We start from the raw sequence: 22,440 nt of genomic DNA, 5'->3' as shown, positions 1-22,440 counted from the left end.
GCTCGCGATGCGCCGCGCGGGCGGCGCTCGATGTTCGCCCCCACGCAACTCCCACGACATCCACACCAAAAATTTACCCGCCGCGCTGCCGCGCTCCGCTAGGATGTCTGGCCGAACCGACGGAACCTGCTCACCATGCATCTTCCCGCGCTCAAACCGAACCAGCTGCGCCCACCCGCCGAGCCGTCCAAAGGCGTGGTGCGCACGCGGCTGCTCGAACAGCTGGCCAACGCGCTGGAGGCGAACACCTTCGTGCTCCTGCAAGCACCGCTGGGCTATGGCAAGAGCACCCTGCTCGGCCAGTTCGCCCGCAGCCTGCCAGGGGCCTGGGGATGGCTGCGGCTGACCCGCGCCGAAAACCAGCCATTGGCCCTGCTGCTGCACCTGCACGCGGCGCTGCAACTGCCTGAGCAGCAACGCGAGACGCCACAGGCCGAACAGCTGTGGAGCCTGATCCTGGCTGACCTGGAGGCGCGCCAGGCACCTGTCACCCTGCTGCTCGACGACCTGCACCTGCTCAACGCAGCGCCCGCCTGGCACTACCTGGACACCCTGCTGCGCTACCCGCCGCCCGCGCTGCGCCTGCTGGCGGCCAGCGAAGGCCCGCCGTTCCTGCCCCTGGCCCACCTGCGCCGTGACGACCGGCTGACCCAGCTCGGCGCCTGCGATCTGGCCCTGGACAGCGACGAGACCCAGCAGTTGGCGATCGCCCGCGAGGTCAAGCTGGGCAGCGATGCGCTCTATCAGCTGCGCGCCGGCAGCGAAGGCTGGCCCACTGGCGTGCTGTTCTGGCTGCAGGCCTACCGCGCGGCATTGCACAGCACCGGCCAGGCACCCGGCGACCTGCGCCCGATCACTCGCCAGGCCTACGCTCAGGCCCGGCAGTTTCTCGAAGAAGAATGCCTGCAACGCCTGCCCGTGGGCTTGCGCGGGTTTCTCGAGCAGACCGCCGTGGCCCAGGTGTTCGATGCAGGCCTTGCCGGTGAACTCGCCGCCCCGGCCGATGTGCCAAGCGCGCTGCGCCAGTTGCAGCGCATGGCCCTGATCATCGAGGTGCCCCAGGGCGAGCACACCGAATACCGCTACCACCCTGCCCTGCGCAACAGCCTCTACCAGCGCCTGGAACAGCGCGACCCGCAACACCTGCGTCAACTGCATCGTCAGGCCGCCAACTGGTTGCTGGCGCAGCGCCGCTTCACCGAAGCGATCTACCAACTGGGGCGCGCCCGCGACCTGGACGCCGTGCTCAGCATCGTTGACCGCCACGGTTTCGAACTGCTGCGCGAGGGCAAGGTCAATACCCTGGTCGATGTGCTCGACGAAGTCGCCGGCAACAAAGGCAACGACAGCTTCACCCTGGCGGTGACCGAAGCGTCCACGGTGATGGTCACCAACGACATCGCCCAGGCCTGTCACTGCCTGCACCAGCTCTACGCCCTGCAGCGCCGTCAGACGGTGCCGCGCCACCCCGAGCGGGTGCAGCAGACAGTGATGTTCCTGCGCAGCCGCCTGGCCTACCTGGGCGGCAACCTGGGGCACGGCCTGGCCCTGGCGGCGCGGGCCTTGCAGCAGTTCCCCCAGGACAATGCCGCGCGCTCGGTGCTGTATTTCGACCGTGCCAACTGCCTGGCCGCGCTCGGCCACCTGCCCCAGGCCCATGCCGAAGGCAGCCGCGCCCTGCGTCAGCTGCAGGGCTTTGGCCTGAGCGGTTACACCAACCTGCTGCAACTGCTTTTGGCCCAGATCGAGCTGGCCCAAGGCGCCAACGAGGCAGCCTGGGCGCGCCTGCAAGGCATGGCCGAAACACCCGCTACCGGCAGCTCCGGGCGCTTCTATGAACTGTTCCACCACCTGGGCAAGGGCCTGGCGCTGCTGCAGGCCAACCGCCTGGCCCAGGCGCGCCAGGAAATGGCCCAGGCCGAAGTGCTGGCGCTGGGCTTTCCCCACAGTGCCGCGCTGCCCTGGGTGTTCCACCACCAGGCGTGCCTGCACTGGGCACTGGGTGAAACGGCCCAGGCCAAGGCCCGCTGGGTGGAGGTGCGCCGACTGGCCCGACAGTTCCGCCTGTTCACCCTCTACCGCCAGGCCGGGGCATGGCAGGCGCGCCTGGCCCTGCACGACAACGACCAGGACTACCTGCCCGACTGGCTCGGCCAGTGGCACTGGTGCAACCGCCAATATGGCGAGCAACTGCTGCCCGAGGAGTGGCTCGCCTACGCCTGGGTGCAACGCCACCTGGGCCAGCGCGACAAGGCGCGACAGATCCAGCAGATGCTGCAGGCCAGGGCCCAGGCACAGGCCAACCACCGCCTGTTGCTCGATGCCCAGTTGCTCGACGCGGCGCTGCTGCAGGACCGCGGTGAGCGTGACGAGGCCCTGCTGAGCCTCGAACAGGCCTTGCAACTGGCCTGCGCGCACGGTTTCGGCCAGTTGCTGCAGTACGAAGGCGACACCAGCCTGGAGGCCCTGCGCCAACTGTTGCTGCCGCAGGTTCGCGAACGCCTGGGGCTGACAGCGCCGGCGCCGCCTCGCGAGCACCTCAATGCGCTGTTCCGCCCGCTGCTGGCGGGCAAGGACAGTGCCGAGAGCGCGCTGATCGTGCCGCTGTCGCGCCGCGAACTGGAAGTGCTGCAGCGCATGGCCCGCGGCCAGAGCAACGGGCAGATCGCCGAGGCCATGTTCATCAGCCTGAGCACGGTCAAGACCCATATCAACAACCTGTTCCGCAAGCTGGATGTGGCCGACCGCGACAGCGCCCTGTGTTCGGCGCGCGAACTGCAGCTTTTGAACTGACCTCCACCTGGGCCCAGCGCCGATTCCACCCGCCAATCCACCTGGGGGGTGGACGCGGCGCCCGGGCCCTGCCTGTTACAACATGCCGAGTCCACCCAGCCAGGAGTCAGGCATGCCCAGCTACACCGCCCCATTGCGCGATATCACCTTCGTGGCCCAGGAACTGCTCGACCTGTGCAGCCACTACCAGCAACTGACTGGCTGTGAAATCCCGGATGAAGCCACCTTCGCCGCCATCGTCGAGGAAGGCGCCAAGTTCGCCGAGCAGGAGCTCGCCCCGCTCAATGCTGTGGGCGACCAGCACGGTTGCCAGTGGCAGGACGGCAAGGTCATCACGCCGCCAGGCTTCGCCGATGCCTACAAACGCTTTGCCGACAACGGCTGGCTGGGCCTGGACAAGGACCCGGCCTTCGGTGGCCAGGGCCTGCCGCCGTCGCTGGGCTTCGTCAACTACGAAATGGTCTGCAGCGCCAACCATGCCTGGGGCATGTACGGCAACCTCGCCGGCGGTGCCATCAGCACCCTCAGCGAGCACGCCGACGAAACCCTGAAGCAGCGCTTTCTGCCGGCGATGATCGAAGGCCGCTGGGGCGGCACCATGTGCCTGACCGAAGCCCACTGCGGCTCGGACCTCGGCCTGCTGCGCACCAGCGCCAGGCTCGAGGCCGATGGCAGCTACCGGATCAGCGGCAGCAAGATGTTCATCTCCGCCGGTGAACATGACATGACCGAAAACATCATCCACCTGGTGCTGGCGCGCATCGAAGGTGCGCCGGCGGGGGTCAAGGGCATCTCGCTGTTCGCCGTGCCGAAGATCCAGGTCGATGCCCAGGGCCAGCTGGGCGCGCCCAACGGCGTGAGCTGCGGCTCCATCGAACACAAGATGGGCATCCACGGCAACGCCACCTGCGTACTCAACTTCGACGGCGCCAACGGCTACCTGCTGGGTGAGGCCAACCGTGGCCTGAACGCCATGTTCACCTACATCAACGAGTCGCGCCTGGCCGTGTCCCAACAGGCCCAGGCCCATGCCGAGGCGTCGTTCCAGGGGGCCCTGGCCTATGCCCGCGAACGCGTGCAGATGCGCGCCACGCCGCGCCTGCGCGTTGAGCAGCCGGCCGACCCGATCATCGGCCATGCCGATGTGCGGCGCATGCTGCTGACCCAGAAAGCCTACGCCGAAGGCGGCCGCATGCTCGCCTACACCTGCGCCAAGGGCGTCGACCAGCTGCACCACGGTGCCAGCGCCGCTGTACGCCAGGCTGCGGCACGCCGCCTGGCACTGCTCACGCCGATTGCCAAGGGCTTCCTCACCGAAACCGGCAACGAAGCGGCGCAGCTGGGCATCCAGGTGTTCGGCGGCCACGGCTACATCCGTGAATGGGGCATGGAGCAGATCGCCCGCGATGTGCGCATTACCGCGATCTATGAAGGCACCAACACCATCCAGGGCCTCGACCTGCTGACTCGCAAGGTTTTGGCCGATGGGGGTGAAGCCCTGGGCGAACTGCTGGGCGAAATCGAAGATTTCATCCAGGGCAGCACCGCCCCGGCCCACCTGGCCCAGGCCCTGCTCAAGCAAGTGACGGCCTGGCGTGAAATCAGCGACTGGCTGCGCGACGCCAGCGCTACCGACGCCAACCTGATCGGCGCCAGCGCCTTCGACTACCTGATGCTCAGCGGCTACACCCTGCTCGGCTACCTCTGGCTGCGCGCTGCGTGCGCGGCCGAACGGGCTCTGGCCGCTGGCAGCGATGAGGTGGCGTTCTACCAGGGCAAGCGCGAAACCGCCCGCTTCTACCTGCAGCGCCTGCTGCCACGCGCCAGCCTGCATGAAACGCTGATTCGCAGTGGCAGCAACAACCTGATGGACATCAGCGAGGCCGCTTTCGCCCGCTGATTTGCGCCGAGCTGGTTTGCGCTGCCTGTCCCCTCCGGGCAGCGGTTTTTGCGGGTGGCGGCCCGCGCTACGGGCCGCCACCTGGTTTTTTTATTCAATCGTCCCAGCCCAAGGCGAGGCCCACAAAGCTTCGTCCGGCAAAGAAAACATAAGGCTTCCTCCCATGCAGCTCATCGACTATCGTCGCGACAACCAACTGGCCCTGATCGGCCTGAGCCATGCGCCGGTCAACGCCCTTGGCCACGGCCTGCGCCAAGCGTTGTTGCAGGCCTGCAGCCAGGCCGCCGCCGACCCTGAGGTGCAGGCCATCATCCTGCACGGGCAGCAGCTGCCCTTCAGCGCCGGCGCCGACATCAGCGAGTTCGGCAGTCCACTGACCTGGGAGGCGCCAGCGCTGGGCGATCTGCTCGACGCCCTGACCCGCATCGACAAACCGGTGATCGCCGCCATCGACGGCGTGGCCCTGGGCGGCGGCCTGGAGCTGGCGCTGGCCTGCAGCCACCGCCTGGCCACGGCCAACGCCCGCCTGGGCCTGCCTGAAGTGCGCCTGGGCCTGCTGCCCGGCGCCGGTGGCACCCAGCGCCTGCCGCACCTGATCGGCGTGGCACCGGCGTTGGACATGATGCTCAGCGGTGACCCGATCGATGGTCGCCAGGGCCACGCCCTGGGCCTGGTCGACCGCCTGGCCGAACGCGGCCAGGACCTGCTGCAACTGACCTGCGTCTTCGCCCGGGACCTGCTGACCCAACCCGCCGCAGTCAAAGCCGAGCAAGCCCACTTGGTGCACGACCAGGCCAACGACTTCTTCGCCACCCGCGAGGCCCAGCTGGTTGCGCGCAAGCCCGGCCAACGGGCGCCGTTGCGGGTGTTGGCCGCCGTCCGTGCCGCCTGCGAGCTGCCCCTGGGCGAAGGCCTGGCACGTGAACAGGCGCTGTTCCGCGAAGCCTTGCAAGACCCGCAGGCCACGGCCCTGCGCCACCAGTTCTTCGCCGAGCGCGAAGCGCTGCGGGTGCCGGGTATCGACGCCAGCACCACGCTGCGCGACATCGCCAAGGTGGCGGTGATCGGCGCCGGCACCATGGGCGCCGGTATCGCCATGAACTTCATCAACGCCGGCATCCCGGTGCGCTTGCTGGAGCTCAAGCCCGAAGCCCTGGACCGTGGCCTGGCGCAGATCCGCAAGAACTACGAAAGCAGCATCAAGCGCGGCAAGCTCAGCGCCGAGCAACTCGAACAGCGCATGAGCCTGCTGCAAGGCACCCTCGACTATGCCGACCTGGCCGACGCGGACCTGGTGATCGAAGCGGTATTCGAGGACCTGTCGATCAAGCAGCAGGTGTTCCGCACCCTCGACCGGGTGTGCAAGCCCGGCGCGATCCTGGCCAGCAACACCTCGACCCTGGATGTCGACCGCATCGCCGCCTGCACCCAGCGCCCGCAGGATGTGGTTGGCCTGCACTTCTTCAGCCCGGCCAATGTCATGCGCCTGCTGGAAGTGGTGCGTGGCCGGGCCACGGCGCCGGACGTGCTGGCTACCACGCTGAAGATCGCCAAGCGCATCGGCAAGCTGCCAGTGGTGTCCGGCGTGTGCTTTGGCTTCATCGGCAACCGCATGCTCGAACCCTATGCCCGCGAAGCCCACCGCCTGGTGCTCGAGGGTGCCTCGCCCGCACAGGTGGACAAGGTGCTGACCGACCTGGGCCTGGCCATGGGGGTGTTCGCCATGTACGACCTGGCCGGCATCGACGTCGGTTACCTGGTGCGCCAGTCACGGCAGAGCGAGATCGCCCACGACCCGAGCTACTTCCGCCTGGCCGACGAGCTCTACACCCTCGGCCGCCTCGGCCAGAAGAGCGGGCGCGGGTTCTACCGCTACGAAGGCCGCGAGCGCATCGAAGACCCGGAAGTGGAGCAGATCGCGGCGCAACTGGCAGCCAAGCTGGGCATTACCCGACGCACCATCAGCGACGCGGAAATCCACGACCGCTGCCTGTTCATGCTGATCAACGAAGGCCTGCAGCTGCTCGACGAAGGCATCGCCCTGCGCAGTGGCGACATCGACCTGGTGTGGACCAACGGCTACGGCTTCCCGGCCTGGCGCGGCGGGCCGCTGCACTACGCCCGCGACCTGGGCCTGGACAACGTGCTGGCAGGCATCGAACAGCTGCGCGAACAGCTCGGCGCCTACGGCCGCATGTGGCTGGAACCTGCCCCGTTGCTGCACCGCCTGGCTTCCAGCGCGAAGCTGCGTGAACCAAGCCTCTGAGTCGTTCTCCCCTGGTCTTTAGGAACCCCGAACATGAAAGAAGCCGTCATCCTCTCCACCGCCCGCACCCCTATCGGCAAGGCCTTTCGCGGTGCACTGAACAACGTCCGCTCGCCGAGCCTGGCAGCACACGCCATTCAGGCAGCGGTCGCACGCGCCGGCATCGCCGCTGACGAAATCGAAGACCTGGTCATGGGCACCGCGATGCCCTCCGGCACCGCCGGCTGGAACCTTGGCCGCATGAGCGCGCTGGCCGCCGGCCTGCCGGTGTCGGTCAGCGGCCAGACCCTGGACCGTCAGTGCGCCTCCGGCTTGATGGCGATCGCCACCGCGGCGAAGCAGATCATCGTCGATGGCATGCAAGTGACCGTCGGCGCCGGCCAGGAAAACATCAGCGCGGTGCAAACACGCAACCTCGAATGGGCGCTGGGCGAACAGGACAGCACGGTGATCGAGCGTGTCCCGCATGCCTACATGCCGATGCTGCAGACCGCCGAACACGTGGCCAGCCGCTACGGCATCAGCCGCGAAGCGCAGGACGCCTACGCCTTGCAGTCGCAGCTGCGCACCGCCGCCGCCCAGCGCGACGGGCTGTTCGAGGCCGAGATCGTGCCGGTGACGGCCCAGCAGCGGGTCGTGGACAAGCAGACCGGCGAGGTCAGCTACCGCCAGGTCACGCTGTCGCAGGACGAGGGCAACCGCCCGCAAACCGTCCTCGACGACCTGACGCGCCTGCAGCCGGTGCTCGACGGCGGTTGCATCACCGCCGGCAACGCCAGCCAGCTGTCCGACGGTGCCAGCGCCTGCGTGCTGATGGACGCGCGCCTGGCCGAACAGCGCAACCTGCGCCCGCTGGGCCTGTACCGCGGCATCGCGGTGGCCGGCCTGGCCCCGGAAGAGATGGGCATCGGCCCTGTGTACGCGGTGCCGCGCCTGCTCAAGCAGCATGGGCTGAAGGTCGATGACATCGGCCTGTGGGAACTCAACGAAGCCTTTGCCTGCCAGGTGCTGTACTGCCGCGACAAGCTGGGCATCGACCCGATGCGCCTGAACGTCAACGGCGGCGCCATCGCCATCGGCCACCCCTATGGCATGAGCGGCGCACGGATGGTCGGGCATGCCCTGCTCGAAGGCAAACGTCGCGGGGTACGCTACGTGGTGGTGACCATGTGCGTGGGCGGTGGCATGGGTGCCGCCGGCCTGTTCGAAGTACTTTGAGATCAAGGACCAACGACATGCTTGCAAACACATTCTCCCTGGCCGGCAAGACCGTGCTGGTGACCGGTGCCTCCAGCGGCCTGGGCGAGCACTTCGCGCGCCTGGCCCAGGCCGCCGGTGCCCGCGTGGTGCTGGCCGCCCGCCGGGTCGAGCGCCTGCAGGCGCTGGCACAAGCGCTTGAGGCCAATGGCGGCGAGGCCTTGGCGGTAGCGCTGGACGTGACCCGGCGCGACAGCGTCGAACTGGCCTTCGACCAGGCCGAGGCACGCTTCGGCGTGGTCGATGTGGTAGTCAACAACGCCGGTATCGGCGACCCCGGGCGCTTCCTCGACCTGAGCGAGCAGGACTGGCAGCGCATGCTCTCGACCAACCTCGACGGCGTGTTCCACGTCGCCCAGTGCGCCAGCCAGCGCCTGGTCAAGGCCGAGCGCCCGGGCAGCATCATCAACATCGCCTCGATCCTCGGCCTGCGCGTGGGCAGTGGCCTGAGCCACTACTGCACGGCCAAGGCCGCCGTGGTGCAGCTGACCAAGGCCATGGCGCTGGAACTGGCCCGCTACCGGATCCGTGTCAACGCCATCGCACCGGGCTACTTCAAGACCGAGATGAACGAAGACTACTTCGACGGCGAGGCTGGCCAAAGCTACATCAAGGGCCAGGTGCCGATGCGCCGCCTGGGGCAATTGCACGAGCTGGACGGGCCCTTGCTGCTGCTGGCCAGCGACGCCGGTGCCTACATGACCGGCAGCGTCCTGGCCGTGGATGGCGGGCACCTGGTCAACCCGCTGTAACCCAACAAGGAGCCTGTATGCCTGTTGCCGCCTACCTGCCGCGCGTGGTCGCGCTGGTCACCCACTTGCATCGCCCCGCTGCACCCAGCCGCATGGCGCAGTTGATCGAGCAGGTCGGCGCCGACTACCGGCAGCAGGCGCGCATCGAGGTCATCGAGACCACCCTTGCCGATCTGCTGCCGCTGGCGCGCGAGCTGGAAAGCCGCCAGCAGGCGGACGTCATCCTGTGTTCCGGTGCTGCCGCCGACTACCTGCGCCAGCACCTCTCGACCACGGTCAGGGCCCTGCACCTGGGCGAATTCGACCTGATCCGGGCGCTGGTCCTGGCCCGCGACCGGGCCAGCCGGGTGGGCATCCTCAGTTTTGCCCAGCCCTACCCGGAGCTGGCCGCGATGCAGGCGCTGTTCACCCTGCAGATCCGCGAACACACCTACACCAGCCTGGAGCAGGCCCGGGAACAGGTCGAGCGCCTGGTCGAGGATGGCTTCGAGGTCATCATCGGCTCGCCGACGGTGTGCCAGCTGGCCGATGCGGCAGGCGCCCAGGGGGTGCTGGCGCTGGATGCCGAAAGCCTGCGCCACACCTTCGACAGCCTGGTGACCCTGGCGGCCAGGCCGGATGAAACACCCGTACGGCGCCTGCCGCGTCGCAGCCGCGAGCACACCGCCACGCGCCCCTTCACCGCCCGCCACCGCTTCGAGCAGATGCTCGGCGAGGCCCCGGCCTTTCGCGCCACCCTGAGCCTGGCGCAGCGTTACGCGCAGAGCGACGCCACGGTGCTGATCACCGGCGAAAGCGGCACTGGCAAGGAGTTGCTGGCGCAAAGCATGCACAACGCCAGCCCGCGCCAGCAGGCGCCATTCGTGGCCATCAATTGCGCAGCCTTGCCCGAATCACTGCTGGAAAGCGAACTGTTCGGCTACGAGGACGGCGCCTTCACCGGCTCACGCAAGGGCGGCAAGCCCGGCCTGATCGAGCTGGCCGACAGCGGCACCCTGTTCCTCGACGAAATCGGCGACATGCCAGTGGCCCTGCAAACCCGCCTGCTGCGTGTCTTGCAGGAGCGCGAGGTGCTGCGCCTGGGCGCCTGCGAGCCGACCCCGGTGGACATCCGGGTGATTGCCGCCACCCATTGCGACTTGCCTGCGCATATCGCCGAGCAGCGCTTTCGCCAGGACCTGTACTACCGCCTGAACATTCTGCGCCTGGCCGTGCCGCCATTGCGTGAGCGGGTGGCGGACATCGTGCCGCTGTTCAACGCCCTGCTTGCGCGCCACAGCCGGGCGAGCGACAGGCCACGCCAGGCGCAGGTCGAGCGCCTGCTACCACTGCTGCTGCGCCATGGCTGGCCAGGCAACATCCGCGAGCTGGACAATATCGCCGAGCGCGCGGCCCTGTGCCTGGGTGCACTGGGCCAGGATGATGGCATCAACCTGACCACGCTGTTCCCGGAGTTCTTCCAGGCCGGTGCTGCCGAAGCGCCGAGCCCGTCCCCTGCCCCCAGCGACAACCTGCGCAGCCTGGGCAAGGCCACGGAAGCGGCCCATGCACGCCAGGTCCTGGACCAGTGCGCCGGCGACATGGCCGAAGCCGCACGGCGCCTCGGGGTCAGCCGCAGTACGGTCTGGCGGCGGGTACGCGGCTGATTTCAGGTCACCCTGGTCACAAATCCTCAATACAAACGTGACATTTTTTTTCAGCTTGCCGCGATCTGCCTAGAGACGACGACGGAGCTGTCAAATGAAGGTTACGGTTTTTGGTACCGGCTATGTTGGCCTGACCCAGGCAGTGTGCCTGGCCCAGGTGGGGCACTCGGTACTGTGCATGGATGTCGATGCTGAACGGGTCAAAGCCCTCGAACAAGGCCATTGCCCGATCTTCGAGCCGGGCCTGGCGCCCCTGCTGCAAAAGAACCTGGCGTGTGGTCGCCTGCGCTTTACCACCGACGCAAGCCTTGCCAGCCACCATGCCCGCCTGCTGTTCATCGCCGTCGGCACCCCGCCGCAGGCCGATGGCAGCGCCGACCTGAGCCAGGTGTTCGCGGTGGTGGACAACATCCTCGAACACGCCACGGATGCCAAGGTGATCGTCAACAAGTCCACCTCGCCGGTTGGCACGGTGGATCGGATCAAGGCGCGTATCGCCCAGGCCGTAGGCGACACCGGGCGTTTCCAGGTCATCAGCAACCCGGAGTTCCTCAAGGAAGGCACGGCCCTGGATGACTGCATGCGCCCTGAGCGCATCATCATCGGTGGCGCCGAGCCGGCCGAGGTGGAGCTGCTGCGCGAGCTGTACCTGCCGTTCAGCCGCAACCGGGAAAAGCTCATGGTGATGGACGCCCGCAGCGCCGAACTGACCAAGTACGCGGCAAACTGCATGCTGGCGACGAAGATCTCCTTCATCAACGAAATGGCCAACCTGGCCGAGCACCTGGGCGCCGACATCGAGATGGTGCGCCGCGGTATCGGCTCGGATCCGCGCATCGGCTACGACTTCATCTACGCCGGTTGTGGCTTTGGCGGCTCGTGCTTCCCCAAGGACCTGCAAGCCCTGCGCCGCAGTGCCGAAGCCGAGGGCTTCGAGCCGCAATTGCTGCACGCGGTCGAGTCGGTCAACCAGCGGCAGAAGCACCGGCTGTTCGACAAGATCCGCCGGCACTACCCCGGCGGGCTGCGCGGCAAGGTGTTCGCCCTCTGGGGCCTGTCGTTCAAGCCCAACACCAACGATATCCGCGAGGCATCCAGTCGGGTGCTGCTGGAAGCCTTGTGGGCCGCTGGCGCGCGCGTGCAGGCACACGACCCGCAGGCCATGGAAGAAATCCAGCGGCATTACGGCCCGCGCCCAGACCTGCAACTGGTGCCATGCAAGGACGATGCACTGGAAGGTGCCGACGCGCTGGTGATCGTCACCGAATGGCAGGACTACCGGGTACTGAACCTGGCGCAGGTGCCGCAGCAACTGGCCGACCGGGTGGTGTTCGACGGTCGCAACCTGTTCGAGCCCGAGCACATGACTGCCGCCGGCCTTGCGTACTACGGTATCGGCCGTGGCCAGGTGCAGCCCGCATGCCCGTACTGATCACCGGGGTCGCCGGCTTCATCGGCTTCCACCTGGCCCGGCGCCTGTGCCAGGCAGGGCTGGAAGTGGTCGGTATCGACAACCTCAACACGTACTACAGCGTCGAGCTCAAGCAGGCGCGCCTGCAACAGCTGGCGCAGTGGGCCAATTTCCGCTTCCAGGCGGTGGACATCGCCGAGCCGGCCGCGCTGCAGGGCGTGTTTGCCGGTCAAGCTTTCAGCGAAGTGATCCACCTGGCTGCCCAGGCCGGCGTGCGTTACTCCCTGGACAACCCGGCGGCCTACGGCCAGGCCAACCTGGTCGGCTTTCTCAACATTCTCGAAGCCTGCCGCCAGCAGCCACCGCGCCACCTGATCTATGCCTCCAGCAGCTCGGTGTACGGCGCCAATGCCAAGCAGCCGTTCAGTGTCGACGACCCGGTCGAGCAGCCGGTCTCGCTGTATGCCGCGAGCAAGCGCGCCAATGAGCTGATGGCCCACAGCTACGCCCACCTGTACCAGGTGCCCTGCACCGGACTGCGCTTTTTCACCGTTTACGGCCCGTGGGGTCGACCTGACATGGCGCTGTTCAAGTTCACCCAGGCAATGCTCGAAGGCCGGCCCATCGATATCTACAACCATGGCCTGATGGCACGCGATTTCACCTATATCGACGACATCGTCGAAAGCCTCGTGCGCCTGCGCCTCAAACCACCCCAGCCAGCCCGTGGGCAAGCGCCCAGCCAGCTGTTCAACGTCGGCCTTGGCCAGCCGGTTCGGCTGTTGCAGTTCGTCGACTGCCTGGAGCAGGCCCTGGGCATCGAAGCGCGGCGCGAGTACCTGCCCCTGCAGGCCGGCGACGTGCTGCAGACCTGGGCCGATACCCGCGCGTTGACGCGCTGGATCGACTACACCCCGAGCACGCCCCTGCAACAGGGTGTGCAGGACTTCGTCGGCTGGTACCGGGACTTCTACCGGACCTGAACCGCGCCATCACCACAAGGACACAGGTAGCCCGAATGACAGACCCGCTTGACCTTTCGGTTCTGATACCCGCCAAGAACGAAGCCCAAAACCTGCCGGCATTGCTGCTGGAAATCCGCAGCGCACTGGCCGCTGAAGACTATGAAGTACTGGTGGTCGACGACGGCAGCAGCGATCGCACCCTGGACATGCTGCAGCAGCTGAAAAACCAAGGTTTCGCGCAGCTGCGCATCCTCCGTCATGAGCGCTCGCTGGGCCAGAGCACGTCGATCTGGCATGCCGCGCACGCGGCCCGCGGACGCTGGCTGGCCACCCTCGATGGTGACGGCCAGAACGACCCGGCGGATATCCCGGGGATGCTGGCCCTGGTGCGTGGCCAGGACGACATCACGCTGGTCGCCGGCCACCGCGTCGACCGCCGCGACAGCGCCAGCAAGCGTTGGGCCTCGCGCCTGGCCAACGGCCTGCGCCGGCGCCTGCTCAAGGACGCCACCCCCGATACCGGCTGCGGCTTGAAACTGATCGAGCGGGCAGCCTTCCTGCGCCTGCCCTACTTCGACCACATGCACCGTTACATCCCGGCGCTGATCCTGCGCCACAACGGCCGCCTGCGGGTACACCCGGTCAACCACCGCCCGCGCCAGGCCGGGGTGTCCAAGTACGGCAACCTGGACCGCGCCCTGGTCGGCATCCTCGACCTGGTCGGGGTCTGCTGGCTGCTGCGCCGCACCCGCCTGGACAGCCCCCCGCAGGAGCTCGAAGGATGACCCGCGAGACCCTCTGGCTGATCGTCGGGTTCGCCGGCCAGGCCGTGTTCACCGGGCGCTTCGTGCTGCAGTGGCTGTACAGCGAGCTCAAGCGCCGCAGCGTCATCCCGGTGGGGTTCTGGTACCTGAGCATGCTCGGCAGCGCGCTGCTGCTGGTCTATGCCATCTACCGCCAGGACCCGGTGTTCATCATCGGTCAGTCGTTCGGGATGCTGGTGTACCTGCGCAACCTGCAACTGATCGCGCGTCACCCCGTGCAGAAGGAATAGCCTTTGCCAAGGTTCAAGTCTTTGGGCGTCGAACGCCTGGTGCTGGTTGCGCTGGCGCTGATGCTGGTGGGCGCCGGCATCGGCTGGCGCCAGCCGATGAATGTCGATGAAGAGCGTTTTCTCGGCGTGGCCCTGGAGATGCTGCAGAGCGGCAACTGGTTCATTCCCCACCGCGCAGCGGAAATCTATGGCGACAAGCCGCCGTTGTTCATGTGGACGGTGGCCCTGTTCAGCTACCTGACCGACTCGCCCAAGGTCGCGCTGTACCTGCCGGGGCTGCTGTCCACGGCCACCCTCGTGCTGGTGCTGCACGACCTTGGGCGGCGCCTGTGGTGCCGGCGTGTCGGGGTGATCGCCGCACTGCTGTTCCTGGCGACCTACCAGAGCTACAGCATCCTGCGCACCGGGCAGATCGACAGTTTTCTGTGCCTGTGGGTGGCGCTGGGCGTCTACGGGTTGTTGCGCCACCTGCTGCTGGGGCCGGCGTGGGCCTGGTTCTACCTGGCCTGCGCGGCCATGGGCCTGGGCATCATCAGCAAAGGCGTGGGCTTTCTGCCGGCGCTGCTGCTGCTCCCCTATGCCTGGGCGGTGCACAAGCAATGGCGCGGGGTGGTGGCCATGCCGGGCCAGGGGTGGCGCTGGAGCCTGGGCCTGCTGTGGCTGCTGGCAGGTTGCGCGGTGTGGCTGCTGCCGCTGCTGGTGTCGATCGCCGACGGTGGTGGCGCGGCGGAGCTGGCCTACCTGAAGGAAATCCTCCTGCGCCAGACTGCCAGCCGCTATGCCAATGCCTGGGACCACCGCGAGCCGTTCTGGTACTTCTTCGTCGAGGTCATTCCCAAGTACTGGCTGCCGCTGGTACTGGCCTTGCCCTGGCTGGTGCCGGCCTGGCGCCGGCAACTGCAAAAACGCGACGGGCGCTTTCTCGTGCTGCTGGGCTGGGTGGCGCTGGTGCTGCTGTTCTTCAGCCTCAGCAGCGGCAAGCGCAAGCTGTATATCTTCCCGGCCCTGCCCGGCCTGGTGCTGGCCATCGCGCCGCTGCTGCCGTGGCTGCTGCAACGCTGGTGGAAGGGTCGGCCAGGCTGGCGCAAGGCGTTCACGGCCGTGGTGCTGGCGTGGTTCTGCCTGTGGTTCGCCAGGGGGTTCATCGAGCCGGTCAAGGAAGGTCGCAACCCCCACGAGACACTGATGGCCGAGGCCGCACGTGCCACCGACGGCGCGGAACTGGTGCTGGTCAACTGGCGCGAGGGCCACTGGCTGTTCGCCCGCCAGCCGATCGTCCATTTCGGGTTCAGCGGTAGCTCCAACGCCGAGGCCGCCGCCTACTGGCTGCGCCAGCACCCAGCGGCCTTCGCCTTGGTGCCGGCGGCCGAACTGGGGCACTGCTTCAGTCCGAGCAAGGCACGCAAGCTGGGCGATACCTCGCGGGCCACATGGTATGTGGTGGGCGCCGAGGCCGACAACGGCCGCTGCCAGCCTGCGGCGCCGGATCGCGTCTATCGGTTTGCCTGGGCCAGCGCGTTGCAGGTCTGTGCGCAGCGTGCTGGACAGGCCCCTGCCCGATCGGCCATCAGGGTGCAAGGAACGGCTGGACAGTGCGTTTTCTGAGTTCCTGAAGTTTGTCTGGCGGTACGACAAGGTCACCCGGCCGATGCTTGAAGGCATACGGCTGACCGTTGGGCCGGATGTGCGGACGGTGCATCCGCGCGGCAAGCGACAGCTTCAGGACTTTTTGGACAACCTCGACGACACGGGGACATCCCTATCAGTCAGTGAGGTCAAAGCACAAGCGAGTGTGAAACCCCGATCATTTATTCTTGGTCGAACTCATTCCCGGAAGGTTCAGAAGAAGACAAGGTCTCAGCTTTGCACTTCGGGCATGGGGACGGTGCCTCATAATCTCCATGGGTCTCACAGTAACACCAGTAGTTTCCACATCTGGAGCATCTAAACTCACCGTGATCTTCACTGGCAGACGCACTGGATACTTCATTCGTGAAGCCGCAACGAGGGCAAGTACAGGCTGACATTTAATTGATCTCCTTTCGATTTTTCCACTTGAGGGTCACGTCCAGGGCGATGTACAGCAAAGAAAGAGTCAACACGGCAGAAAACAAGACCGATGAATCATCCAGCTTATAACTGTCAAATAGATCTTTAAGGCCGAATAGCACAGCAAATATGCCGCTATTAGACAGCCCATCACTGGCCGTATCAAATAGCCGGATTCGCCTGAAATGCAAAATTATATAGGAGGCGAAAAAACAAGCCGCGCTGAGAGAGAACTTGAAAATAGGCGCACTCGCAAGGTGGATGTCATCTTTCGAAAGGCTGACCAAGAGGCTGACCACAGCAAAGGAAATACCTAAAAGATTCAAGTTTCCAGACATTCTTGCATCAAGAATAGCGTGGCGTCGCTCCGGAATTTGCCGTTTCTGTCTCGACGGGGTCATGACGCACAGCATCGCGTAGGCCACGAGTGGCAGATACACCAGGTGATCCAGCACCCCTATCGAAAGATGAGTGGCCAATTCACACACGGCAGAGTGCCCCGGAGGCATCGATTCATTCACTGGAGGCGAACAATACGATTTTCATCCTATTCCTCCCGTTAACCCCGAGCGGACCATGAGTGCTTGATTGGATAACGCTAGTACACCGTAGCTGCCGCCGCCAATGTAGCGCCCTCCCCGCACGAACTCCCGCTAAAAACATGCCCGAGTCAGCTGTATACGCCAGCGTCTGGTTGGGCCCTATCGCCGGCAAGCCGGCGATAGGGCCAACGCAGGCACCTTATCGGCCCAGCCGATAGATACCTGCAAACAATCGATTGAGCTATGCGTCTGCCTGCCAGCGTGTCAAATGACCCGCTACTTCCCTGGCGGTGTGCCTTCAGCGTTTGCCACGACCACATCGATTTGTACCAGGGCATCGTCAGGAAGCGCTGACACCCCCACTACCCTGCGTGCCGGCACGCCGCCTGGGAAAAATGCCGTGTACACCTCATCCATTGCTGCCATCTGTTCAATATCTTTAAGGAAGACATTGACCTTCACCACATCACTCAGGGTGTGATTGATACTTTCGACAATGGCCTTGATGTTTTTCAAGCATTGCTCTGTCTGCGCACTTACCCCGCTGCCCACCACTTTCCCGGTGTTCGGGTCGTAAGGCAATTGTGCAGAAAGGTGGTTGTAATGAGAAAAGGCTACCGTTTGTGCAGACAGCGCCTGCCGGGGGGCGCTCGCGGTATTGCTTGCCTTGATGACAATCCCGTGCCTGTCTTCAACCAATTGCGGTGGCGTGCCATCCCCGTGGGATACAACGGCTTCTATCTGGACCAGAGCATCCAGGGGCAAGGCGGAGGCCGCCACGACAGTCCGTGCGGGGAAATAGCCCACCGCCCGGGCAATGGCCGAATCCGGGAAAAAGGTGGTGTACACTTCGTTGACACGCTCGATATCCGAAAGATTTTTAACGAAGATCGTGGTTTTCACGATGTCATCGAAGGGAACGTCAATACTTTCCAGGATGGCCTTGATATTTTTCAAACACTGTACAGCTTGCTCTTTTGCACCGCCCGCTACCAACTTGCCGGTTCGCGGATCGATTGGCAGTTGAGCCGACAGGTTATTGTAATGAGAGAACGCCACCGACTGCGCAGACAATGCGCTGACAGGTGCATTCTCCGTGTTGCTTACCGTCTTTATCAGGTCGCCTGCCTGTGGGGCGTTGGGAATCGTACCTACGCCGTTCGAGATCAACGCTTCCACTTGCACCAGCGCATCCAGGGGCAGTGCTGCAACGGCGACGGTGGTCAGCACAGGAACATAACCGGGGAAGAACGCCGAGTACACGCTGTTGACGGTATCGATGTCGCCGATATGTTTGAGGAATACAGTAATCCGCACGACATCTTGCAGCGTATGGTCGATGCTTTCGACAACCGCCTTGATATTCTTGAAACACTGTTCAGCCTGCGCCTTTACACCCCCCGCCACCAAGACACCCGAGGCGGGATCGATCGGCAGTTGAGCCGAAAGATTATTGTAGTGAGAGAACGCTACCGTTTGTGAGCAGGGGCCTGTGCTCTTTGGAGCATTGCCGGTGTTTCTCGCCAATACAGCGTTATAGCCACTCATGAAAGTACTCCCTTTGCTGAAGACTTCGCGGGTTGTGTGGCAAGCACATGTTCCACTGCGCTATCGACGGCTGCCACCGTTGGACCGGGCGACTGGCTTCACATCCACCAAGGGCAAGTGAGCCAGTGCCTGGGGGTGTTCCCTGGAGCAGCAACAAGTGTAGTGGCCTCTGCGTACGGCGCCATCACCGCTTGCCTGCGCAGCTGATCCATTCACGGCACACGCATCAATGGGTGTCCTGCAACAGCGCCAGGGCCCGGTCGAAATCGAACAGCGCAACCTGCTCGGCAACCTCAGCCAGGCGCTCGGCCAGGCCTGGCTGCAGGGGCAGTGCGCGCAACTGCTCGAGCGCGCTCAGCGCACCCGCATCGCTGGCGCTCAACAGTGCCTTGAGGTGTATCAGCCGCGGCTCCAGTTCACCTTCGTTTGCTGGCCTGTCGTTGGTATCGATGGCCGTACCCGCAGCTAGCCCCGCCAGGGCTTCCAGCGTCGGGGCCAGGCAGTCCTGTGTCTGCGCCAGCAGGCGCTGGATAACCGCGTCTTCCTCCCCCGCCTGACACGCTTGCTCAAGCGCGGCGGCCGCCTGGGCGATGGCCTTGGCGCCGATGTTGCCGGCCGTGCCTCGCAAGGTGTGGGCAATGCGTTGGGCGGCGGTACCATCCGGGCCGGCCAATGCGCTGCGCAACTGCTCGACGAAACTGCCCTGGCCATCGCGAAACTTGATTAGCAGCCGCAAGTAGAGATCGCGCCGCCCCATGCACGTCGACAGGCCCTCATCGATGTCGATGCCCTCAAGGCTGGCAGGCAGATCAATGGGCGCTGGCAGGCCAGCTTGCGGCCGTATCCATCGCGCCAGCGTGGCAAACATGGCATCGACATTCAGGGGCTTGGGGATGTGGTCGTTCATGCCGCTGGCCAACGCCTGTTCGCGATCCCCTTGCATGGCGTTGGCGGTCATGGCGATCACCGGCAAATGCGCAAGGCGAGGCTGTTCACGAATCTTGCGGGTGGCGGTATAGCCGTCCATCACCGGCATCTGGCAGTCCATCAGCACACCGTCGAAGCGGCTGTCGACTGCCAGGATGTCCAGCGCCTGCTGGCCATGCACGGCCACGCGCAACTCAATGCCGGCGCTCTCCAGCAGTTCGCGGGCAAGTTCCTGGTTCAGTTCGTTGTCTTCCACCAGCAGCAGCCTCGCGCCACGCAGCCCGGCCTGGTGGCTGGCGCTGTGTCCTGAACGTTCGGCGGCGCGGCTTTCGCTTTTCTGGATGTGCCCCATGACCGTGGCGATAGCCTCGAGCAGCGCTGAGGGGGTCACCGGTTTGGTCAGCACCACCGGAATCGGGATACCCTGACGCTCGGCCTCTTCCTGGGCCTCGTCTCGACCAAACGCGGTCACCATGATCACCGAAGGCGTCTGGCGCAGGTTGCCGGCGTTCATCCGGCTGACGGTCTCCACGCCGTCCATGCCGGGCATCCGCCAGTCCATGAGCACGAGGTCATAAGGCAGCGCCCTGGACTCCGCGTCGGCCAGCAGCCGCAGCGCCGCAGCACCGCCCTGCGCCACATCGGCTTCCAGGCCGAAGCTGCGCGCCATGGTGCTGAGGATCTCGCGGGCACTGGCATTGTCGTCCACCACCAGTACACGCAAGCCTTGCAGTTCGTCGGCCGCGAACATGCGCCTGGGCGCAGCCTCTGGCTGCAACCCCAGGCCCACCTGGAAGTGGAACGTGGAGCCATGGCCCGGCCTGCTCTCTACCCAGATCCGCCCACCCATCATTTCCACCAGCTTCCTGGATATGGACAGGCCCAGCCCGGTCCCTCCGTACTTGCGAGTGATCGAACTGTCGGCCTGGCTGAACGACTGAAACAGGTGCTCGCACTGCTCGACCGTCATGCCGATGCCGGTGTCGCGCACCCAGAAGTGCAGCGACACCTGCTCCTCGGTGGCACTCAACGCCTCCACCCCGGCCACGACCTCGCCGGTTTCGGTGAACTTGACCGCGTTGTTGCCCAGGTTGAGCAGTACCTGCCCCAGGCGCAGCGGGTCCCCCACCAGCGCAGTCGGCAGATCGGGCTGGGTCTGGAAGAGCAATTCCAGGCTCTTTTGCTCGGCTTTCAGGCCGATCAGGCTGGCAAAGCTGTCGAGCACGTCCTCCAGGCGGAACGGGATGTGCTCCAGACCCATTTTCCCGGCCTCGATCTTGGAGTAGTCGAGAATGTCGTTGATGATGCCCAACAGGTTCTCGGCGCTGCGGTGCACTTTCTCGATGTAGTTGCGCTGCTTGTTGTCCAGGCCCGTGCGCAAGGCCAGGTGGCTCATGCCGATGATGGCATTCATCGGCGTGCGGATCTCGTGGCTCATGTTGGCCAGGAATTCGCTCTTGGCCAGGGTCGCTTCCTCCGCCACTGCGGTGGCCGTTCGCAGCCTGTTCTCCATCGCACGGCGCTCGCTCACATCGCGCACGGAGGCGCAGACGCAGACGCCACGCCCTTCCAGGCTGGGCAGGTGGGACAGGCCTATTTCGACAGAGAACTGCGAGCCGTCCTTGCGCACACCGCGCAGGTCGTCCAGGTTGGCGCCCATCTGCCGGCTGGTGCCGCTGCTGATGAAGCCATTGCGCAAACCCGCATGCCGTTGGCGCGCCTCCTGGGGCACCAGGCGCTCGACGCCCGAACCGATCAGCTCGCCCCGTTCGAAGCCAAACAGTGCGTCCAGCTTCGGGTTGGTCATCAGGATGCGCCCGTCGCCCCCCAGTACCAGCATGCCGTCCGGTGAGGCTTCGATGATGCCGCGGTACCAGGCTTCGGTCGCCCGCAACGCCGTCTGCTGCTGTTCCAGCTCGGTCGCCTGGCGCTCCAGCAGGAGCGTCTGCGCCGCCATCGCATCGGCCTGCCGGCGGGTTTCTGCCAGAAGCACCCGGGCCGCCTCGCTGCGCTCCATGATGGCCATGGCGGCGGCCAACCTGGGCAGCACCTCCTGCAGCAACGTACTCTCCAGTTCTGCAGGTTCGCGAAAGCCGGCCAGCTCCAGCACGCCGAGCACGCGCTCACCGCGCATGACGGGCTGGACCAGCAGCTGGGTAGCTGGCAGTTCACCGAGCTGCGAGCGTATGCGCCAGAATGCGCCTGGCACATCCGACAACCGACGCGGCTGGTGATCGAGCGCACACTGCCCCAGCAGGCCCTCGCCCAGCGCTACGCGTTCTGCCGGGGGCAATTCACCATCCACTGCATAGCCCCCCAGGAGCTGCAGCTGGCTGCCACCTTCGAACAAGGCGTAGAGCACCCCCTGACAGGCCCCCAGCAGCGGTGCGATGCGCTGCAGGAACAAACGCCCAAGCTGCTCTGGCGTCTCAGCCGCCTGGATGTCGTTCTGTACCAGCGATACCTGCGCCTTCAGCCAGCGCTGGCGTTCGAGCTGGCGCGATTCGACCTGCAGCTTGGCAATCGCCCGGGCCAGATCACCGGTCTCGTTACTCAGGTCGGTATGCGGAATCGGGTGGTCCAGCTGGCCGGCAGTGAGCTGATCGACTGCGCTGCGTACCCGCTCCAGCGGCTTGCGGATGGACAGGCTGACCAGCGACGTCAGCATCAGGGCCAACACCAGGCCACCGAGCAACAGCACATAGGTCAGCACGGTGCCCCGCTCGGCAAAGTCGGCGATCTCGTTGACCAGATCTCGCAGCGCGGCCTGCTTGGCCTTGGCAATCCCTTCAAGCACTGCGTCGGCGCGGTCATCCAATTGCTGGAATTCATCGCTGTCCAAACGTTGCACCGCCTCGCTCTGGCGTCCGTTTTCGGCCAGTTCCAGCGCCTGGTCGCTGGTATCGAGAATGCGCTCGAACAGCGACTCGAACTCGGCAAGCCGCTCAAGGTTCACGGCGCGAAAGACCGTTGGCCTGGCGAGCGCCAGGGATTCCTGCAGTTTCTGCTTGTCGGTTTCCAGCTGCCGCAAGGCGCCAATGCGCTTGTCCGCACTGCGCGCGGCGACTGCCTGCTGCAGCGCCTCGATGATGTGCGGCAGCTGGACTCGCACGTCATGCAGGTGATTGGCACCGACCAGGTCCTCGCGGTAGAGCTGCTGCAGTTCGCGCTTGAGCTCCGACTGGATGCGCAGGCTCAATACGCCGAGCACGAGAAACAGCACCAGCAGGACAGCAGGGCCGAGAATCAGCTTGCGGCGCAGTGGCAGGCGCTCGAGCAGAGCGAGTGGATTCATAGACAAGCACTCCTTGACGTTCACCTATCGGCCTT

At 65.5% G+C, this 22,440-nt stretch carries 14 protein-coding genes; 11 read left to right on the top strand and 3 right to left on the bottom strand.

Annotated elements, in window-relative coordinates; all coding sequences use genetic code 11:
* The first annotated feature begins 135 nt into the window (after positions 1-135).
* The 11 genes from PPL01S_RS25880 to PPL01S_RS20845 all read left to right on the top strand — a co-directional run bounded on the left by PPL01S_RS25880 (position 136) and on the right by PPL01S_RS20845 (position 15,649).
* Entirely contained in the window at positions 136-2,793 is a 2,658-nt protein-coding gene (locus PPL01S_RS25880) for a LuxR C-terminal-related transcriptional regulator (RefSeq protein WP_028624906.1), read from the top strand.
* A 112-nt stretch (positions 2,794-2,905) separates the two neighbouring features.
* Positions 2,906-4,693, top strand: a complete 1,788-nt coding sequence (locus PPL01S_RS20890; protein WP_016395068.1) for an acyl-CoA dehydrogenase C-terminal domain-containing protein — start codon at positions 2,906-2,908, stop codon at positions 4,691-4,693.
* Positions 4,694-4,856: 163 nt separating this feature from the next.
* Positions 4,857-6,959: a 3-hydroxyacyl-CoA dehydrogenase NAD-binding domain-containing protein gene (locus PPL01S_RS20885; protein WP_028624907.1), complete on the top strand. Its 2,103-nt coding sequence runs from the start codon at positions 4,857-4,859 to the stop codon at positions 6,957-6,959.
* 33 nt (positions 6,960-6,992) lie between these two features.
* A complete protein-coding gene (locus PPL01S_RS20880; RefSeq protein WP_016395070.1) occupies positions 6,993-8,177 on the top strand; it encodes an acetyl-CoA C-acyltransferase in 1,185 nt (394 codons plus the stop codon).
* Positions 8,178-8,194: 17 nt separating this feature from the next.
* Positions 8,195-8,968, top strand: a complete 774-nt coding sequence (locus tag PPL01S_RS20875) for an SDR family NAD(P)-dependent oxidoreductase (protein ID WP_016395071.1) — start codon at positions 8,195-8,197, stop codon at positions 8,966-8,968.
* 17 nt (positions 8,969-8,985) lie between these two features.
* A complete protein-coding gene (prpR, locus tag PPL01S_RS20870; RefSeq protein WP_016395072.1) occupies positions 8,986-10,614 on the top strand; it encodes a propionate catabolism operon regulatory protein PrpR in 1,629 nt (542 codons plus the stop codon).
* Between the two features lie 94 nt (positions 10,615-10,708).
* Positions 10,709-12,046, top strand: coding sequence for a UDP-glucose dehydrogenase family protein (locus PPL01S_RS20865; protein ID WP_016395073.1), 1,338 nt, complete (start codon positions 10,709-10,711; stop codon positions 12,044-12,046).
* Positions 12,034-13,008: an NAD-dependent epimerase/dehydratase family protein gene (locus PPL01S_RS20860; RefSeq protein WP_016395074.1), complete on the top strand. Its 975-nt coding sequence runs from the start codon at positions 12,034-12,036 to the stop codon at positions 13,006-13,008. Before PPL01S_RS20865 ends, PPL01S_RS20860 begins: the two co-directional genes overlap by 13 nt.
* Positions 13,009-13,043: 35 nt before the next feature.
* Entirely contained in the window at positions 13,044-13,775 is a 732-nt protein-coding gene (locus tag PPL01S_RS20855; protein WP_016395075.1) for a glycosyltransferase family 2 protein, read from the top strand.
* On the top strand, positions 13,772-14,044 hold the full coding sequence (locus PPL01S_RS20850) for a lipid-A-disaccharide synthase N-terminal domain-containing protein (protein WP_016395076.1): 273 nt from the start codon (positions 13,772-13,774) through the stop codon (positions 14,042-14,044). The genes PPL01S_RS20855 and PPL01S_RS20850 overlap by 4 nt, the downstream gene beginning before the upstream one ends.
* A gap of 3 nt (positions 14,045-14,047) precedes the next feature.
* Positions 14,048-15,649 (top strand): ArnT family glycosyltransferase, encoded by a 1,602-nt coding sequence (locus tag PPL01S_RS20845; protein WP_042156604.1) that lies wholly within the window; start codon positions 14,048-14,050, stop codon positions 15,647-15,649.
* Between the two features lie 422 nt (positions 15,650-16,071).
* On the opposite strand, the gene PPL01S_RS20840 is transcribed toward PPL01S_RS20845, so the two are convergent.
* The 3 genes from PPL01S_RS20840 to PPL01S_RS20830 form a co-directional block, all read right to left on the bottom strand.
* Positions 16,072-16,533 carry a hypothetical protein gene (locus PPL01S_RS20840; RefSeq protein ID WP_144062907.1) on the bottom strand — a complete coding sequence of 154 codons (462 nt, stop codon included), beginning with the start codon at positions 16,531-16,533 and terminating at the stop codon, positions 16,072-16,074.
* A gap of 378 nt (positions 16,534-16,911) precedes the next feature.
* On the bottom strand, positions 16,912-18,183 hold the full coding sequence (locus PPL01S_RS20835; protein WP_016395079.1) for a Rid family hydrolase: 1,272 nt from the start codon (positions 18,181-18,183) through the stop codon (positions 16,912-16,914).
* Between the two features lie 226 nt (positions 18,184-18,409).
* A complete protein-coding gene (locus PPL01S_RS20830) occupies positions 18,410-22,405 on the bottom strand; it encodes a hybrid sensor histidine kinase/response regulator (RefSeq protein ID WP_016395080.1) in 3,996 nt (1,331 codons plus the stop codon).
* Positions 22,406-22,440: the final 35 nt, after the last annotated feature.

Source organism: Pseudomonas plecoglossicida NBRC 103162 = DSM 15088 (assembly GCF_000730665.1).
GTDB classification, from domain to species: domain Bacteria; phylum Pseudomonadota; class Gammaproteobacteria; order Pseudomonadales; family Pseudomonadaceae; genus Aquipseudomonas; species Aquipseudomonas plecoglossicida.
Note: the sequence above shows the minus strand (reverse complement) of the source record. Positions and strands in the feature narration are given on the sequence as shown.

Coding starts and splice junctions, on each gene's coding strand:
- PPL01S_RS20860 (WP_016395074.1), top strand. CDS start 12,034: ATGCCCGTACTGATCACCGGGGTCGCCGGCTTCATCGGCTTCCACCTG.
- PPL01S_RS20830 (WP_016395080.1), bottom strand. CDS start 22,405: ATGAATCCACTCGCTCTGCTCGAGCGCCTGCCACTGCGCCGCAAGCTG.
- PPL01S_RS20875 (WP_016395071.1), top strand. CDS start 8,195: ATGCTTGCAAACACATTCTCCCTGGCCGGCAAGACCGTGCTGGTGACC.
- prpR (WP_016395072.1), top strand. CDS start 8,986: ATGCCTGTTGCCGCCTACCTGCCGCGCGTGGTCGCGCTGGTCACCCAC.
- PPL01S_RS20865 (WP_016395073.1), top strand. CDS start 10,709: ATGAAGGTTACGGTTTTTGGTACCGGCTATGTTGGCCTGACCCAGGCA.
- PPL01S_RS20850 (WP_016395076.1), top strand. CDS start 13,772: ATGACCCGCGAGACCCTCTGGCTGATCGTCGGGTTCGCCGGCCAGGCC.
- PPL01S_RS20880 (WP_016395070.1), top strand. CDS start 6,993: ATGAAAGAAGCCGTCATCCTCTCCACCGCCCGCACCCCTATCGGCAAG.
- PPL01S_RS25880 (WP_028624906.1), top strand. CDS start 136: ATGCATCTTCCCGCGCTCAAACCGAACCAGCTGCGCCCACCCGCCGAG.
- PPL01S_RS20890 (WP_016395068.1), top strand. CDS start 2,906: ATGCCCAGCTACACCGCCCCATTGCGCGATATCACCTTCGTGGCCCAG.
- PPL01S_RS20855 (WP_016395075.1), top strand. CDS start 13,044: ATGACAGACCCGCTTGACCTTTCGGTTCTGATACCCGCCAAGAACGAA.
- PPL01S_RS20835 (WP_016395079.1), bottom strand. CDS start 18,183: ATGAGTGGCTATAACGCTGTATTGGCGAGAAACACCGGCAATGCTCCA.
- PPL01S_RS20885 (WP_028624907.1), top strand. CDS start 4,857: ATGCAGCTCATCGACTATCGTCGCGACAACCAACTGGCCCTGATCGGC.